Source organism: Muriicola soli (genome assembly GCF_004139715.1).
GTDB lineage: Bacteria > Bacteroidota > Bacteroidia > Flavobacteriales > Flavobacteriaceae > Muriicola > Muriicola soli.
Window position 1 is genome coordinate 225,640 of sequence record NZ_CP035544.1, and the last position, 15,695, is coordinate 241,334.

General features: G+C 43.5%; 15 protein-coding genes and 2 tRNA genes. 10 read left to right on the top strand and 7 right to left on the bottom strand.

All coding sequences use genetic code 11. The features are described 5' to 3' along the window. Positions 1–68: 68 nt before the first annotated feature. A complete protein-coding gene (locus tag EQY75_RS01015; RefSeq protein WP_129602063.1) occupies positions 69–539 on the bottom strand; it encodes a hypothetical protein in 471 nt (156 codons plus the stop codon). A gap of 51 nt (positions 540–590) precedes the next feature. Then, entirely contained in the window at positions 591–1,004 is a 414-nt protein-coding gene (locus EQY75_RS01020) for a hypothetical protein (protein WP_129602065.1), read from the bottom strand. A gap of 225 nt (positions 1,005–1,229) precedes the next feature. Here EQY75_RS01020 and EQY75_RS01025 point away from each other — a divergent pair. Next, positions 1,230–1,311: transfer RNA gene (locus EQY75_RS01025), tRNA-Leu, on the top strand. A 218-nt stretch (positions 1,312–1,529) separates the two neighbouring features. Here EQY75_RS01025 and EQY75_RS14290 read toward each other — a convergent pair. From EQY75_RS14290 to EQY75_RS01035, 3 genes are all read right to left on the bottom strand, one after another. Beyond that, positions 1,530–1,661, bottom strand: a complete 132-nt coding sequence (locus tag EQY75_RS14290) for a hypothetical protein (RefSeq protein ID WP_281278415.1) — start codon at positions 1,659–1,661, stop codon at positions 1,530–1,532. A 143-nt stretch (positions 1,662–1,804) separates the two neighbouring features. Next, on the bottom strand, positions 1,805–3,130 hold the full coding sequence (locus tag EQY75_RS01030) for a sugar porter family MFS transporter (protein ID WP_129602067.1): 1,326 nt from the start codon (positions 3,128–3,130) through the stop codon (positions 1,805–1,807). Between the two features lie 66 nt (positions 3,131–3,196). Beyond that, positions 3,197–4,438: a 3-deoxy-D-manno-octulosonic acid transferase gene (locus tag EQY75_RS01035; protein WP_129602068.1), complete on the bottom strand. Its 1,242-nt coding sequence runs from the start codon at positions 4,436–4,438 to the stop codon at positions 3,197–3,199. A gap of 94 nt (positions 4,439–4,532) precedes the next feature. On the opposite strand from EQY75_RS01035, the gene EQY75_RS01040 reads away from it, so the two are divergent. The 3 genes from EQY75_RS01040 to EQY75_RS01050 are packed head-to-tail and all read left to right on the top strand — an operon-like array spanning position 4,533 to position 7,120. Next, positions 4,533–5,681 (top strand): DegT/DnrJ/EryC1/StrS family aminotransferase, encoded by a 1,149-nt coding sequence (locus tag EQY75_RS01040; protein ID WP_129602070.1) that lies wholly within the window; start codon positions 4,533–4,535, stop codon positions 5,679–5,681. Between the two features lie 6 nt (positions 5,682–5,687). Further along, positions 5,688–6,704, top strand: a complete 1,017-nt coding sequence (gene galE, locus EQY75_RS01045; protein WP_129602072.1) for a UDP-glucose 4-epimerase GalE — start codon at positions 5,688–5,690, stop codon at positions 6,702–6,704. 56 nt (positions 6,705–6,760) lie between these two features. Beyond that, positions 6,761–7,120: a hypothetical protein gene (locus EQY75_RS01050; protein WP_129602074.1), complete on the top strand. Its 360-nt coding sequence runs from the start codon at positions 6,761–6,763 to the stop codon at positions 7,118–7,120. Positions 7,121–7,128: 8 nt separating this feature from the next. Here EQY75_RS01050 and EQY75_RS01055 read toward each other — a convergent pair whose 3' ends face one another. Then, positions 7,129–7,662 (bottom strand): alpha-ketoglutarate decarboxylase, encoded by a 534-nt coding sequence (locus tag EQY75_RS01055; protein WP_129602076.1) that lies wholly within the window; start codon positions 7,660–7,662, stop codon positions 7,129–7,131. 100 nt (positions 7,663–7,762) lie between these two features. On the opposite strand from EQY75_RS01055, the gene EQY75_RS01060 reads away from it, so the two are divergent. Genes EQY75_RS01060 through odhB form a run of 3 tightly spaced genes read left to right on the top strand, consistent with a single transcriptional unit; the run spans position 7,763 to position 12,799 of the window. Next, a complete protein-coding gene (locus tag EQY75_RS01060; protein WP_129602078.1) occupies positions 7,763–10,567 on the top strand; it encodes a 2-oxoglutarate dehydrogenase E1 component in 2,805 nt (934 codons plus the stop codon). 2 nt (positions 10,568–10,569) lie between these two features. Continuing rightward, positions 10,570–11,535, top strand: a complete 966-nt coding sequence (locus tag EQY75_RS01065) for a M23 family metallopeptidase (protein WP_129602080.1) — start codon at positions 10,570–10,572, stop codon at positions 11,533–11,535. A 25-nt stretch (positions 11,536–11,560) separates the two neighbouring features. Continuing rightward, positions 11,561–12,799 carry a 2-oxoglutarate dehydrogenase complex dihydrolipoyllysine-residue succinyltransferase gene (gene odhB, locus EQY75_RS01070; RefSeq protein ID WP_129602082.1) on the top strand — a complete coding sequence of 413 codons (1,239 nt, stop codon included), beginning with the start codon at positions 11,561–11,563 and terminating at the stop codon, positions 12,797–12,799. A gap of 31 nt (positions 12,800–12,830) precedes the next feature. Here the strand turns inward: odhB and EQY75_RS01075 are convergent, their stop codons facing one another. Continuing rightward, positions 12,831–13,283 carry a retropepsin-like aspartic protease family protein gene (locus EQY75_RS01075; RefSeq protein WP_129602084.1) on the bottom strand — a complete coding sequence of 151 codons (453 nt, stop codon included), beginning with the start codon at positions 13,281–13,283 and terminating at the stop codon, positions 12,831–12,833. A gap of 39 nt (positions 13,284–13,322) precedes the next feature. Here EQY75_RS01075 and EQY75_RS01080 point away from each other — a divergent pair, with 39 nt between their 5' ends. The 3 genes from EQY75_RS01080 (at position 13,323) to EQY75_RS01090 (ending at position 15,327) form a co-directional block, all read left to right on the top strand. Next, positions 13,323–14,090 carry a TatD family hydrolase gene (locus tag EQY75_RS01080; protein ID WP_129602086.1) on the top strand — a complete coding sequence of 256 codons (768 nt, stop codon included), beginning with the start codon at positions 13,323–13,325 and terminating at the stop codon, positions 14,088–14,090. 41 nt (positions 14,091–14,131) lie between these two features. Then, entirely contained in the window at positions 14,132–15,169 is a 1,038-nt protein-coding gene (locus tag EQY75_RS01085) for an asparaginase (protein WP_129602088.1), read from the top strand. A gap of 70 nt (positions 15,170–15,239) precedes the next feature. Continuing rightward, positions 15,240–15,327: transfer RNA gene (locus tag EQY75_RS01090), tRNA-Ser, on the top strand. Positions 15,328–15,695 lie beyond the last annotated feature (368 nt).

The following is a 15,695-nucleotide window of genomic DNA, read 5'->3' on the forward strand; positions in this document are numbered from 1 at the left end:
TCCGAAAGGAAGGGCTTTTTTTATTATCACAATTTATTATGGAGAATGGCGATTAGGGATGCTGCAGTTTATGGAGAGAGGGACACAATTTCAAAGCTCCAATTCTTCACCTTTGAAAATTTTCGATTAAAATTTGGGGCTTTAAGACCTGTATAAATCATGGCAGCTCCGGGGAGGGTGAGCCAAAACGCAGTGGAATCTACCAGAACTCCGATAAGGACCCCAAAACCCGTCGTTAAAGCTCCTGCATATATAATTACGCTACTGGTTAAAATGGAGGTAAGCAGGGGGTTGCGCTTGATCTCATAGATATCGCTTAATACCAATTGCTGCTTGTTGACGAAGATAGTAGTGTCGTCAGCAATGGCTAAGCGACCTGTTATCTTTTGACCCTCTGAAGTCACGATCTTAACCCGCTTGTTATTTTTGATAATAATTTCTTTCTGGGTCTCCTGGTTTATAATTTTTATAGCTTTTTCCTGGGACCAGCTAATAAAAGTGACGAATAAAAAAAACGAGAAAAAGGTGGGTGTTTTCATAAGGAAAATTTATTTCTTCTGAGATGTGCTTACTAGGAATAGGTTGCTTGATTAATCCTTTCTGATATATCCCTGCACATAATTTAAGCCGTCCTCAACAAATGAAAGTTCCAGATAGTCATTAGTGTCATAGAGGGAATATCCATAGGTTAGGGATGCCCTGTTTTCACGCTCAAAAAGCAGGGTCTGATTTACCTCGTCTACAGTAAAGACTCCTTCGTATATTCGGAATCCATCGGTGTAGGACCACAAACCAGATTGATCCTCAGGAATGTCATCGGGTAAGAATTCGTAAAACCGACAGCATTTGGGCAATAGATCAGAGATATTATCAATTTCTTCATCTGCGAATTCCCATCGGCCGTAGATCCCCGTTTTGTCTAGTTCATCAATAACAATTAACTCTTCGTCACACTGAAAGGCCATCAGAAAGGGCACCAACAGAAGTATTCTTAAATTCTTCATGATTAAATGGCAATTTTCTCTAAATGTAGATAATCATTAAAATATGGGTGTTAATTAATAATTATCAAATGTTCAGTCCTGCTGAAAAGAACCTGCATTTCATGGCTAAAATAATAGAGAATACAAAAATCCTGGACATTACTGGTTAGCTGCTTTACGGGATGCTGGCCGAAAATGTTTTTTATTGAATCACAACACTTTTGTATCTTTGCTGCCCTAATAATCGCAGGTGTGGTGGAATTGGTAGACACGCTAGTATCAGGAACTAGTGCCGCGAGGCTTGGGAGTTCGAGTCTCCCCACCTGTACTTAGGCAAAAGCTCTTCAGAAATGAAGGGCTTTTTTTACTTTTTGTTTATGATAAGCTGAGACGAGAAGTTTATGCCTCCGGAGGCGGGAAGTCTCCCCACCTGTATCAAAATAAAACCCTCTTATAAGGAGGGTTTATGTTTTAAACTGTATTGTGGAATGAGGAAATTGAATCCTCTTTTTGATGTAATGTTGTATGATCTGTTCTGAAAACCGTTTAGGAGAAAAATCCGAAAGCCGCAAGGATTAAACAAATGACAACAGAAGCCAAAATAACAACAAGTACCGCTACCATAGCGATTAAAAAGCCATTTAGCATTTTAGTACCAAAGGTAATCTGTTCTTCCATGGTTCAGGTTCTTTAACGAAATATACAAAAAAAGACTAAAATAATCCTTTTCACAGGTCACAAATTGGATAAAAACGGCGGGCCTATTGCATTTTAAAGATGTGCGGTTAAAATTTTCGACAAAGAGTAGGATCTGCCCGGCCTCATGCTTTTTGAGGGCTTAATTTTTTGCTGAGTTCCTCCAGAGAGACCCCTTTGGTTTCGGGCATCATAAAAATCACAAACAGCAACTGAAGAACCATCATGCCGGCAAAAATGCTGAAGACTACACCTGGACCGATGCTACTGAACAAGAAAGGAATAGATGACGGGATGATCGCGGCTAATACCCAGTGAACCGAAGAGCCAAAACTCTGTCCATAGCCCCTGAGATGATTGGGGAAGATCTCTGAAATAAATACCCAGATCACCGAACCTTGCCCTATGGCATGAGCGGCGATAAAAACAAAGAGGAATGAAGCTACTGCCAGCCCTTCCCATTCAAAAAAGAAAGCACATGCAACCAAAGTGAGTGAAACTATATACCCTACCGAACCAATGTACATCAATTGTTTTCTTCCCATACGGTCTATGAGATAAATGCCAATTAATGTAAAGATCATATTGGTAACACCGATACCAATACTACTCAACAAGGCCGTGCTGGCTCCAAGGCCTGCTTCTTCTAGAATTCTTGGGGCGTAGTACAGGAAGGCATTAATTCCCGATAACTGATTGAAGAATGCCAAGAGGAATGCCAGTATCAAAGGAAAGCGGTATTTTTTAATAAAGATGTTTTCCCCCGAGATCACGTTCATACTTTCCACTTTGATTTCCTCCAGGAGCTTGTCAGTGTCAAGATGGGGACTGATACTTTTAAATACGTTTCTCGCCTCTTCAAAACGAGATTTGCTGAGGAGCCATCGCGGACTTTTTGGAATACCCAAGGCCATCACGGTGTAGATCGCAGCTGGGATAGCTTCAACTCCCACCATCCACCTCCAGGCATTATTCTCGATATTGCTGAGCAGGTAGTTGGAAAAGAAGGCGATCAGAATGCCGAAAACAATATTGAATTGGTACAAGCCCACAAGTTTACCCCTGTCTTTGGCAGGTGCGATCTCAGAGATATATGAGGGAGCCGCAACGGTAGAAGCGCCTACCCCCAATCCGCCTATAAACCTGAAAACGGCAAACGTCACAGGATCGTTGGCAAAGGCCGATCCTAAGGCCGAGACCGTGTAAAGGACACCTATCCAGATCAAGGTTTTTTTTCTTCCCAGCGAATTAGTCGGAATACCTCCGAGCAAAGCGCCCACTACGGTTCCCCACAAGGCCATTCCGATAACCACTATGCCATGGAAGCTATCTGATGATTGCCAAATTGCCTGGAGCGACTTTTCAGCTCCTGAAATTACTACAGTGTCAAATCCAAATAGAAATCCAGCCAGGGCAGCGGTAACAGAAAAGCGCAGAATTTTGCGATCCATAAAGGGTGGGTTTGATGTAAATCTAAGGAAATTTTACGCTCAGCCTCATTATTCTTATGGTTAGCCTCAGATATTTAGATGAGAAGTAATATAAGTAAGGATCTTTTCAGTAGCACCCTTCTGAGCAGTTACATAGTCCGAATTAATGACACCCTGTTTCTCCCTCGCCTGCTCATTATCAAAAAGTTGCTTCAACTCACCGATAAAAGCTTCTCCGTTTTCTACAACGGAAATTCCTCCCAGTTCCACCAGATCTTCTGCTTCCTTAAAACCTTGATATTGTGGTCCTGTAAATACCGGGATACCAAAAACAGCGGGCTCAAGGGTGTTGTGCAGGCCCGTGGCAAATCCGCCTCCTACATAAGCGATATCCGCATAGGAATACACCCTGGTAAGTAAACCAACCGTATCGAGAATGAGAAATTGAGCAGAGGAGAGATCGGCCTTTTGGATTTGGGAATAAAACAAACTCTTCCCCGGGAGGGATTTCTGCAAGGCCTGAAGATGGTCTTCTTTAATATCGTGCGGGGCGATGACTATTTTGACATGCTCTGGAATTTTATCTGCCTGTTGAGTCAGAAGCGCTTCATCTTCAGGCCAGGTGCTTCCCATCACAAGACATAGCTTATCCGCTTTAAAATCATTCATAAAATCCAATGAATTGTCCCGTTTCAGAATTTCAGATACCCTGTCAAAACGGGTGTCACCGGAAACGGAAACCTCCTCAAGGCCAATACCCTTCAATAAGGTTTTTGAATTTTTATCCTGCACGAAGTAATGGAAGAACTGCCCTAATGCCTGTCTCATAAATTTCCCATACCATTTAAAATAGATCTGCTCAGCGTTAAACCTTCCTGAGATCAGGAGGGCGGGTATCTTTCGCTTTTGTAGTTCCTTGAGATAATTTGGCCATATTTCGTATTTCACGAACAAGGCCAGAACCGGTTGCACTCGATTCAGGAACGTATTTACTCCATCATTGGTATCCATGGGTAGATAGGTGATCAGGTCAGCTTCTTCAGAGTGCTTTTTTACTTCGTATCCTGAGGGAGAAAAAAAAGTCACCAGAATTTTGTGATTGGGATAGGCGTTCCTAATACCCTTAATGACAGGAAGCCCCTGCTCAAATTCTCCGAGAGACGCAGTGTGTACCCAAATATACTTGTCTTCTTCCCTGATATTATCCTGTAGAAAACCTAAAACACCTTTTCTACCCTCGACAAAAAGGCGCAATTTGGGTTTGAAGATAGCTGCAATTTTCAGCCCTTGCCAGGTAATAAGAATGAGAAGATTGTACAGGAAATACACCGAGGATTCATTTGTCGCTAAAATACGCTTCTTTGGGAAATTACATTGGTCACCGTTCCTTAATTTTGTAATATTGCGACCATAGTTTCAGGGTATGAAAAAAATACAAATGGTTGACCTTGTAGGTCAATATCAGGAGATTAAAGAAGAAGTCAATATAGGAGTTCAGCAGGTAATGGATACGGCAGCCTTTATCAATGGCCCCGAAGTTCACGGATTTCAAAAGGAACTCGAAGCGTATCTGGGAATTAAACACGTTATACCCTGTGCCAACGGGACAGATGCTTTGCAAATTGCCATGATGGGGCTGCGACTTAAGCCCGGGGATGAGGTGATCACTGCAGATTTTACCTTTGCAGCCACAGTTGAGGTCATTGCCTTACTTGGCCTGACTCCGGTACTGGTTGATGTAGATCCTGAGACTTACAATATTGATCCTGAGGCTGTTGAAAAAGCCATCACCCCCAAAACAAAGGCAATTGTACCGGTTCATCTTTTTGGGCAATGCGCCCCAATGGACAGGCTGCTCGAAATTGCTGAAAAGCACAACCTCTTCCTTATTGAAGACAATGCTCAGGCAATAGGTGCCACACATACCTTTAACAATGGGCGTAAAAAGAAAGCGGGAACTATGGGGCACGTGGGTGCCACCTCCTTCTTTCCCTCCAAAAACTTGGGCTGTTATGGTGACGGTGGAGCCATATTTACAGATGACGACGATCTCGCTCACTTTATAAGAGGTATTGTCAACCACGGGATGTACGAGCGATATCACCATGATGTGATCGGTGTTAATTCCCGCCTCGATTCTATACAGGCGGTAGTCTTAAGGGCAAAATTATCCAGACTCGACACCTATTGCGACAAAAGGCGCGAGGCAGCAAGAAAGTACAATCTGGCTTTTCGCGCTGCAGCTGATATCGTCCTTCCTAAGACAGTAAATAACTGCGGTATGATTTGCGATACCTGTGACTGTCACGTATTTCATCAGTATACACTTCGTATTACCAATGGAAAAAGAGACGCGCTGGCTGCTCATCTATCTGAAAAAGGTATCCCGTTCGGCATCTACTATCCAATTCCGCTGCACAAACAAAAGGCCTATGAAGATTCACGCTATAGGGAAGAAGATTTCCCGGTTACCAAACAGCTGGTGAAAGAGGTCATCTCCCTGCCTATGCATACAGAATTGGACGAGGAACAAATCGCCTTTATCACAACAACCATCCTAGATTTTATTTAAGTAAATATGAAGATATTAGTTACCGGAGGACTTGGGTTTATTGGCTCACATACCGTGGTTGAGTTACAGAATGAGGGATACGAAGTGGTGATCATTGATAACTGCTCCAATGCATCGGAAGACGTACTCGACGGTATCATGAAAATCACCGGGAAAAAGCCGGAGTTTGAAAAATTAGATCTGCGCAACAAGGTTGATGTTCTCGACTTTTTTTCGAGGCATAAGGATATAGAAGGTGTCATTCATTTTGCAGCTTCCAAGGCTGTTGGAGAGAGCGTAGAAAAACCCTTGTTGTATTACGAAAACAACCTTTCTACCCTGGTCTATTTATTGCAACAGCTATCCGCCAAAAACAAGGCTCATTTTATCTTTAGCTCCTCCTGTACGGTTTACGGCCAGGCTGATGAAATGCCCATTACGGAAAATGCGCCGGTAAAACCTGCTGAATCTCCTTATGGCAATACCAAACAAATAGGGGAGGAGATCATGAGGGATAGTTGTAAGGTACTTCCAAAGTTACAGGCAATTTCCCTCAGGTACTTTAATCCTATGGGGGCTCATCCCAGTGGTGAGATTGGCGAATTACCTTTGGGCATTCCGCAAAACCTCGTGCCATTTATCACCCAAACCGGAATTGGTTTACGAGAACAACTCTCGGTCTTTGGCGATGATTATCCAACTGAGGACGGCACCTGTATTCGGGATTATATCCATGTGGTTGACCTGGCGAAAGCCCATGTAGTGGCTTTAAAACGCCTGCTCAACGGGAAAAATGAAAATAACTACGAGGTGTTTAACGTGGGAACAGGCACCGGAAGTTCTGTTCTCGAGGTAATCAATAGTTTTGAAAGAGTTTCAGGGGAGAAACTGAATTACAAAATTGTAGGTCGCAGACCAGGGGATGTCATCAGCGCCTACGCCGATACTTCAAGAGCAAATCGTGTTCTTGGCTGGAAAGCGGAGTCAACACTTGATGATGCGATGCGCTCCGCATGGCTTTGGGAGAAAAAAATACGAGCTTAAGTAAGCCTAATTTAGGGTCGGGAGATCCAGGATGTGCCCACAGTCGTAAATAGGATATGGCTAAGGAGTATCAGAATAGTTTGGAGTTGCTTCAATTGGCAGCATCCAGGGCATTATATCAAAAGCTTGTACTTCAGATTAAGAAAGATTTTACCCTGGCCAACATCGAATTCAACCCTTCCGAGGACATTGCCCCTTTAGATCTGAAGGTCGCACTCAAAGAAAAAATTTACATCCTCTTGCTCGAACGATTTTCTGACTATCTCAATTTGCTGTACATCGTCGATGTACCTGAAAAGGCCATTTCATCGATGGATGCTCAGGATGTTGTTGAGCGGGCGGAAGCAGTCTGCTTTCTTATACTCAAAAGAGAATGGCAAAAGGTATGGCTCAGGCATTCGTATGGAAAGAACTAATCCTACCTTTAAAAAAACACCCGAATAAATGGCATCCATGGGTCTGCGTACAGGCTTTTGTCCTCATCGTATAAGATGTCGTATCGCAAGCCAAAAGTAACCGGCCCCGAAGTGTATCCAACGCCCAGGAAGAGCACGGGCAGCCAGTAATTTTCTCTGAGTTCTGGGAATGCAGAACCAAAACTACGGTTAACCCTCAATTGCTCAAATTCGGAAGAGAACTGAAGGGCAGGGATGGGGTTGTAATATCCCAGGATTCCTGCGCCGTATGCCGTGAATTTAGCTTCGCCAAATTTGGCGTAATTGAAGCTGAGATTGCTCCCTATCGCAAAATGCTCGGAAACAGGATAAACAGCAGCCGGTGCCGCCACTATGTTCAACGAATTGTTCCCAAATCCGAGTCCAAAAGATCCGCCGTAGCGCAGCTCGCTCCAGAAGGAAGAGCCGGGATACCTACCCTGGGCATAACAACCCAAAAGCATAGTGCTGAAAAAGAAGAAAAACAGGAGGTTTTGTATTTTCTTGGCAGCGCTTGTGTTCATGGGTTTAAATTAAGAAATATTAGAACGTATCATCCTCAGAGATAGTATTAAATATTGTATTTTTGATTAATTTTTACAACGGTAAGAGTAACCATCATCTATGGATAAATATTCATTTTTAAATGCGGCTCACACGTCCTTTTTTTCGGACATGTACAATAGATACCTCACCCATCCCGACAGTGTGGAACCCAGTTGGAGGGCATTCTTCCAGGGTTTTGATTTTGGAATGGAAAGCGCCTTGGACGAGATCGGAATCGATACCCAATCAGGAACGGCTATATTATCAAACGGACAAACGGTAGACATCCCCGAAACGCTACAGAAAGAGTTTCAGGTGGTTCGACTAATAGACGGATACAGGAGTAGAGGACATTTATTTACAGCTACCAACCCGGTAAGGGCGAGGAGGAAGTATTCTCCTACCCTCGAGATTGGGAATTTTGGCCTGGAAGAGGCCGACCTCGAAACCGTTTTCAATGCAGGAGAAATCATAGGCATAGGTTCCAACACACTTAAAAATATTATCAGCCATCTCCAGCAAATCTACTGTGATTCAATTGGGGTTGAGTATATGTATATACGCAGTCCGGAACGCGTGGAATGGATTCAGGCTTGGTTGAACAGAAATAATAATCATCCCGATTTTGACGACGCACAGAAAAAACATATCCTCAAAAAACTGAATCAGGCTGTTTCCTTCGAAGGATTTTTGCATACGAAATACGTAGGCCAGAAACGATTCTCCCTCGAAGGCAATGAAACTCTGATCCCCGCCGTAGACGCTATTGTTGAAAGAGCATCTACACTGGGGGTAAGGCAGTTTGTTATGGGAATGGCCCACAGGGGCAGGCTAAATGTACTCACCAATATCTTCGGCAAATCAGCAAAGGATATTTTTAGCGAGTTCGATGGGAAAGACTACGAACAGGAGGTATTTGACGGGGATGTAAAATACCATTTGGGCTGGACCTCCGTGCGCAAAACTGACAGCGGGAACAAGATCAATATGAACATTGCTCCCAATCCCTCGCATCTGGAAACAGTTGGAGCCGTTGTGGAGGGAATAACCAGAGCAAAACAAGATGTTCATTTTCCTGAAGACTTTTCGAAAGTGCTCCCAATTGTAGTGCATGGAGATGCCGCAATCGCCGGTCAGGGCATAGCCTATGAATTGGTGCAAATGGCCAATTTGGACGGATACAAAACCAACGGAACTATTCACATAGTAGTCAATAACCAAATCGGTTTTACTACCAATTACCTGGATGGACGATCGTCTACCTACTGTACTGATGTTGGTAAAGTAACTCTTTGTCCGGTTCTCCACGTTAATGCTGATGATGCAGAATGCGTGGTTCACGCTGCACTATTTGCCCTTGAATACCGTATGCGCTTTAAGCGCGATGTCTTTCTCGATCTCCTGGGGTATAGAAAATACGGGCATAACGAAGGGGACGAGCCCCGCTTTACACAGCCTAAACTTTACAAGGCTATTTCCAAACATAAGAATCCCCGTGACATTTACGCTGAAAAGCTTCTAAAGGAAGGGATCATTGATGAAGACTATGTCCGAAATCTGGAACAGGAATACAAAGCTAGTCTGGAGGAAGAACTGGAAGATTCGAGGAAGGAAGAAAAAACCGTTATCACCCCATTTATGGCCGACGAATGGAGTGGATTTGAAAATGTAAGAGAGTGGGAGATGATGGACGAGGTTAACACGACATACGATCGTAAAAAACTCGACCAGATCGCCAAAACCATTACCAGCTTGCCATCGGATAAGAAATTCCTCAGGAAAGTAGAAAAACTGGTCGCCGATCGCAAGAAAATGTATTTTGAGACGGATAAACTCGATTGGGCCATGGGAGAACTCCTGGCCTACGGTTCATTGCTGGAAGAAGGTTATGGCGTTAGGATGAGTGGCCAGGACGTTGAGCGAGGAACTTTCTCTCACAGACATGCCGTGATGAAGGTAGAAGAAAGTGAAGAAGAGGTATTGCTGCTCAACCATATTTCCAAAGAGCAGGGACAGTTTCAGATCTACAATTCTCTCTTATCAGAATACGGAGTTGTTGGGTTCGACTATGGATATGCAATGGCCAGCCCCAATACCCTTACGATCTGGGAAGCGCAGTTCGGTGATTTCAGTAATGGCGCACAGATCATGATAGACCAATATATCTCTGCGGCTGAAGATAAATGGAAGCTTCAGAACGGTTTGGTAATGTTATTACCCCATGGATATGAAGGACAGGGTGCAGAGCATTCTTCGGCAAGGATGGAGCGTTATCTCCAGCTTTGTGCCAGGGACAATATGTATGTGGCTGATGTAACTACCCCTGCAAATATGTTCCACTTGTTAAGGAGGCAGATGAAAAGTAATTTCAGAAAGCCGCTCATCGTCTTTACTCCAAAAAGCCTTTTACGTCATCCCAAGGCCGTATCAACAGTGGAAGAGATGACCAATGGCAGCTTTAAGGAAGTAATTGACGATGAAACAGTAAAGGCTGATAAGGTAAAATCCCTGGTGTTTTGTACCGGGAAATTCTACTACGATCTATTGGCACAACGAGAGGAACTGAAGAGAGATGATGTTGCCTTAGTGCGTATTGAACAGTTATTTCCTCTGCCTTCAGATCAAATGAAGGCGATCATCAAGAAATACAGTAAGGCGGAAGAAGTAGTTTGGGCTCAGGAGGAACCCAGGAACATGGGAGCATGGTCTCATTTAATGATGCATTTCAGCGACTCACGGAATTTCAGGGTAGCTTCCAGAAGATTTTATGCCTCTCCTGCTGCAGGAAGTTCTGTACGTTCAAAGATGAGACACCAACAAGTTTTAGACTATGTCTTTGATAAGAGCAAGGATAATATGACACGCCCGGCGGTAAAAAAATAACCATGAGGAAGTTACTTTGCTTGTTGCTATTTTGTTCAGGACTTGCTTTTTCGCAGACTGAAATGCCACAATATTCAATGGTTATTGGACAGCTGGCCAATCTGTACAATGCCCAGGATTATCAGGGTATTTACGAGCTCTACGATGTGAATATGAAAAAGGCCCTCACCCCTGAGGAGAACAAGCAATTCTTTGAACAGAATGTCAATCGAATCATGGGTAATATTAATGAGTGGGAGTTCATCGGATTCCAAAGGGGTGCGCACGTTTACCGAACATCTTTCGACAAGGCCTTGTCCGACATTATGATCACCCTTAGCGGGCAGAACAACAAGATCAACGGGTTTTACATCGCCCCGCCAAGACCAGTTGGCATTCCTGTTTTAGAAAGAAATACCAGCAGAATGATATTGCCATTCCGGGAAGAGGTATTTGTTTACTGGGGCGGAACAACCCTGGAACAAAACTATCATTTGGCAGAACTGTCTCAACAGTATGCCTATGATCTGTTAATGGTGAAGGATGGACGTTCATATCAGGGAGATGCCGGGGTGAATGAGAATTACTTTGTATTCGGGAAGGAGATTATTGCCCCCTGTGATGGCAGAGTAGTACTTGTTATCGATGGAGTCCCCGATAATGAACCAGGGATCATGAATAAGGAGCAACTAACAGGCAATACCATAGTATTGCAAACCGACTTAAATGAATATATCCTCTTTGCACATTTGCAGGAAGGATCACTGCAGGTTGAAGAAGGAGAAGAAGTTCGGCAGGGTGAAGTTCTTGCGCGCTGTGGGAATTCGGGTAATTCGACAGAGCCTCATTTGCATCTGAGCCTTCAGAACACGATCAATATGGAGGACGCAGTCGGCGCAAAATTATTTTTTGATCAGATCATGGTCAATGGAGAAATAAAAACGGATTACCTTCCCGTAAAAGAAGATTTTATTAGAAATTTGAATTAACCAATTCATTATAAAAACAGAACGCATGATTTTAGAAATGAAAGTTCCCTCTCCGGGAGAATCCATAACCGAGGTTGAGATTGCCGAGTGGTTGGTGAAAGACGGCGATTATGTAGAAAAGGATCAGGCAATAGCCGAAGTGGATTCAGACAAAGCAACTCTGGAACTCCCTGCTGAAGAAAGTGGAACTATAACACTTAAGGCAGAAGAAGGAGATGCAGTTGCTGTTGGTGAAGTTGTTTGCCTTATTGACACTAGTGCCTCCAAGCCGGAAGGCAATGACAAGGCCAAGAAGGAAACTAAGGAAGATAAAAAAGGGGAAGAAGCTCAAGCTGTGAAATCGGAAACCGCTAAAGAGACTAAATTTCCCGAACCTGCGAAGACCTATGCCAGTGGAACTCCATCTCCCGCTGCAAAAAAGATCCTCGATGAGAAAGACATACCTTCTTCCTCTGTAAAAGGAACTGGCAAGGACGGAAGAATTACCAAGGAAGACGCCATGAATGCAGTGCCTTCTATGGGCACGCCTACCGGAGGCAAAAGGGGAGAGTCGCGTTCTAAACTTTCCATGCTCAGACGCAAGGTGGCTGAAAGATTAGTGTCAGCCAAAAATGAGACGGCCATGCTCACTACCTTTAACGAAGTAGACATGTCTGCAATTTTCAGCCTCAGAACCAGCTATAAAGAAGAATTTAAAGAAACCCATGGCGTAAGTCTCGGCTTTATGTCTTTTTTCACCAAAGCCGTGATTCGCGCCCTTCAATTATTTCCCGCAGTTAATTCTATGATTGACGGGAAGGAAATGATCACATATGATTTTTGTGATATAAGTATAGCCGTATCCGGACCTAAAGGTCTTATGGTACCTGTGATCCGAAACGCAGAGAACCTCACTTTCAGAGGTATTGAGGCCGAAGTAAAACGTCTGGCAATACGTGCACGTGAGGGGCAAATTACTGTAGATGAAATGACCGGAGGAACCTTTACTATTTCTAACGGGGGAGTATTCGGATCTATGTTGTCTACCCCAATAATCAATCCTCCGCAAAGTGGAATTCTCGGGATGCACAATATCGTGGAAAGGCCTGTGGTTAAAAATGGGGAAATCGCCATTGCACCTGTTATGTATCTGGCACTCTCCTACGATCACAGAATTATCGACGGTAAGGAATCTGTCAGCTTTCTGGTTGCAGTAAAAGAAGCGCTGGAGAATCCTGAAGAACACCTGATGAACGGGGATGTAAAAAAAGCCCTGGAATTGTAAGAATCAAATGACCTATAATTAAAAACGCTCCTCAGGAGCGTTTTTTCTTTTTCAGGTACAGGGAGCTTGTATCGTAATCGATCACAGCCTTGCCTTTTTGTAAAACGTCCGCTCCGATGATTCCATCTACCGGGAGTGCATCGTGGGAGGTTAGTGCCTCGTTAATATGCTGTAGATTAAAAAGGATGAACTTAACTTTCTTCTTTTTCCAGTCGCCTATTTTCAGGGTATTTTTTGTTGAAAGTTGGGTTTCCATATTCGTAGCTCCTGCACCGGCAGCCTTTACTTCGGAAGCCTTGGAAATTAATTTAAAATGCTCAATTTTATCGAGTCCCACGCAGGAATTAGAGGCACCGGTATCCAAAATAAATCTCCCGCTTATCCCGTTTATCTCGGCCATTAGTTCGAGATGATGCGTGGCGGTAAGTGTCAAGGGAATGGCGATGTACTTCCTTTTTTTTAAATATTTCTTTAATGACACCATTAAAATGATTTTTGCTAAAGATAGTCCTATTTTTGCCATATGATGATCACAGATACACATACCCATTTGTACAGTGAGGCTTTTGATGAAGACCGAAATGAGCTGATACAAAGCGCGATCGAGCAGGGAATAGGTCGGTTTTTTATTCCAGCCATAGATTCAGCCTACACAGATTCAATGCTACAATTGGAAAGAGATTTTCCAGATCACGTTTATCTGATGATGGGCTTGCACCCCACCCATGTCAAGGAGAACTATACCGAGGAGCTGGCTCATGTAGAAGCAATGCTCTCTAAAAGGAAATTTTGCGCAGTAGGGGAGATCGGAATCGATCTGTACTGGGACAAGACCTATTTTAATGAGCAGCGACTAGCTTTTAAAAAACAGATCGCCCTTGCCAAATCCATGGGGCTGCCCATTGTCATCCATTGCCGTGAATCATTTGAAGAAATCTTTGAAGTGCTGGAGGAAGAAAAGGACGAATCACTCTTCGGGATTTTCCACTGTTTTACCGGCACCTATGAACAAGCCCTTAAAGCCATAGGTTATAATATGAAATTGGGAATTGGCGGGGTAGTCACTTTTAAAAATGGAAAGATTGATAAATTCCTGGATCGTATCCACCTGGAACACCTGGTGTTGGAAACGGACGCACCCTATTTAGCACCCGCCCCTTACCGGGGAAAGAGGAATGTACCCTCATATCTGATGGAGGTATTAAATAAACTTTCGGATATTTACCAGATTCCTGTTGAAGAAGTGGCCAGAATTACAACGGAGAATTCTAAAAAAGTATTCGGGATATAGGCGGGAAATAAAACCTCAATTCAATTAAGATAAGGGACAAGATGTCAACTCAGCACAATCCAAGTAAGATTTTACTCATCTATACAGGTGGAACTATTGGAATGGTTAAGGATTACGACTCCGGTGCTCTCAGGGCATTCAATTTCAAAAAACTCGTTAACAATATCCCGGAATTGGGACAGCTTGATTGTGCAATTGACAGTGTTTCTTTTAAAGTACCTATCGATTCATCCAACATGAATCCTTCACATTGGGTGACCATAGCCGGACTTATTGAAAAGCATTACGCGAACTATGATGGATTCGTTGTGCTTCACGGAAGTGATACCATGAGTTACACTTCTTCGGCCTTGAGCTATATGCTCGAAAATTTGGCTAAGCCTGTAATTTTTACAGGATCTCAATTACCCATAGGTGATTTGCGTACCGATGCCAAAGAGAACCTTATTACATCTATACAGATTGCCGCCTTAAAGGAAGATGGCATGCCCGTGGTTAAGGAAGTCGGACTTTATTTCGAAAATCAGTTGTTTAGAGCAAATCGGACCACCAAGATCAATGCCGAGCACTTTGATGCCTTTGCTTCTCTGAATTATCCTATACTGGCGGAGTCGGGTGTTCATTTAAAAGTATACAGTGAGAATCTCTGGCAGCAAAAGAAAAACAAGCCATTGAAAGTCCATAAGAAATTAGACGACCGGGTGGCTATCTTGAAATTATTCCCAGGATTTAATCGGGATTTGCTTCGTGGGGTCTTGGGGATTTCTCATTTAAAGGCCCTTGTTTTAGAGACCTATGGCGCGGGAAATGCACCTACAGAATCCTGGTTGTTAGAGGATTTGAAACAGGCTATTGATGGCGGACTTTACATTGTTAATGTAACTCAATGCTCTGGAGGGAGCGTGATTATGGGGCAGTATGAAACAAGCAGGGAACTGGAAAAGATGTCGATGATCAACGGACGCGACATTACGACAGAAGCTGCAATTACCAAACTGATGTACTTGCTCGGCAACGATGTATCAGGAAAATCATTCAGCACAATTTTTGAGACTTCTCTCAGGGGAGAAATGACCTAAATTTTAAGGCGTAAAATTTTACAGATCAGTAAATTTTTTGTTTCTTGAGCGCCCGTTAATTCGGATAAATAGAGAGGTGGCCGAGTGGTCGAAGGCGCACGCCTGGAAAGTGTGTATACACCAAAAGTGTATCGAGGGTTCGAATCCCTTCCTCTCTGCGAAGACATTTGCGAAAGAAGAATTTTGTCGAAGCTTGCTTCAGCAAAATTACGATTGAGCAAATGGATTTCTGCGCAGCAGAAAAGTTCATGAATGTATTGCCAGCATACCATTTTGGGAAGCAGGAGCGCAGCGACTGAATCCTATAGCTGATGGAGCAAATGGATTTCTGCGCAGCAGAAAAGTTCATGAATGTATTGCCAGCATACCATTTTGGGAAGCAGGAGCGCAGCGACTGAATCCTATAGCTGATGGAGCAAATGGATTTCTGCGCAGCAGAAAAGTTCATGAATGTATTGCCAGCATACCATTTTGGGAAGCAGGAGCGCAGCGACTGAATCCTATAGCTGATGGAGCAAATGGATTT

Bases quoted from the DNA above. Each gene is read 5' to 3' on its own strand.
- EQY75_RS01050 (WP_129602074.1), top strand. From the start codon at position 6,761: ATGGCTAAGGAGTATCAGAATAGTTTGGAGTTGCTTCAATTGGCAGCA.
- EQY75_RS01080 (WP_129602086.1), top strand. From the start codon at position 13,323: ATGATGATCACAGATACACATACCCATTTGTACAGTGAGGCTTTTGAT.
- EQY75_RS01060 (WP_129602078.1), top strand. From the start codon at position 7,763: ATGGATAAATATTCATTTTTAAATGCGGCTCACACGTCCTTTTTTTCG.
- EQY75_RS01020 (WP_129602065.1), bottom strand. From the start codon at position 1,004: ATGAAGAATTTAAGAATACTTCTGTTGGTGCCCTTTCTGATGGCCTTT.
- EQY75_RS01030 (WP_129602067.1), bottom strand. From the start codon at position 3,130: ATGGATCGCAAAATTCTGCGCTTTTCTGTTACCGCTGCCCTGGCTGGA.
- odhB (WP_129602082.1), top strand. From the start codon at position 11,561: ATGATTTTAGAAATGAAAGTTCCCTCTCCGGGAGAATCCATAACCGAG.
- EQY75_RS01085 (WP_129602088.1), top strand. From the start codon at position 14,132: ATGTCAACTCAGCACAATCCAAGTAAGATTTTACTCATCTATACAGGT.
- EQY75_RS01055 (WP_129602076.1), bottom strand. From the start codon at position 7,662: ATGAACACAAGCGCTGCCAAGAAAATACAAAACCTCCTGTTTTTCTTC.
- EQY75_RS01015 (WP_129602063.1), bottom strand. From the start codon at position 539: ATGAAAACACCCACCTTTTTCTCGTTTTTTTTATTCGTCACTTTTATT.
- EQY75_RS01075 (WP_129602084.1), bottom strand. From the start codon at position 13,283: ATGGTGTCATTAAAGAAATATTTAAAAAAAAGGAAGTACATCGCCATT.
- EQY75_RS01065 (WP_129602080.1), top strand. From the start codon at position 10,570: ATGAGGAAGTTACTTTGCTTGTTGCTATTTTGTTCAGGACTTGCTTTT.
- EQY75_RS14290 (WP_281278415.1), bottom strand. From the start codon at position 1,661: ATGGAAGAACAGATTACCTTTGGTACTAAAATGCTAAATGGCTTTTTA.
- EQY75_RS01040 (WP_129602070.1), top strand. From the start codon at position 4,533: ATGAAAAAAATACAAATGGTTGACCTTGTAGGTCAATATCAGGAGATT.
- galE (WP_129602072.1), top strand. From the start codon at position 5,688: ATGAAGATATTAGTTACCGGAGGACTTGGGTTTATTGGCTCACATACC.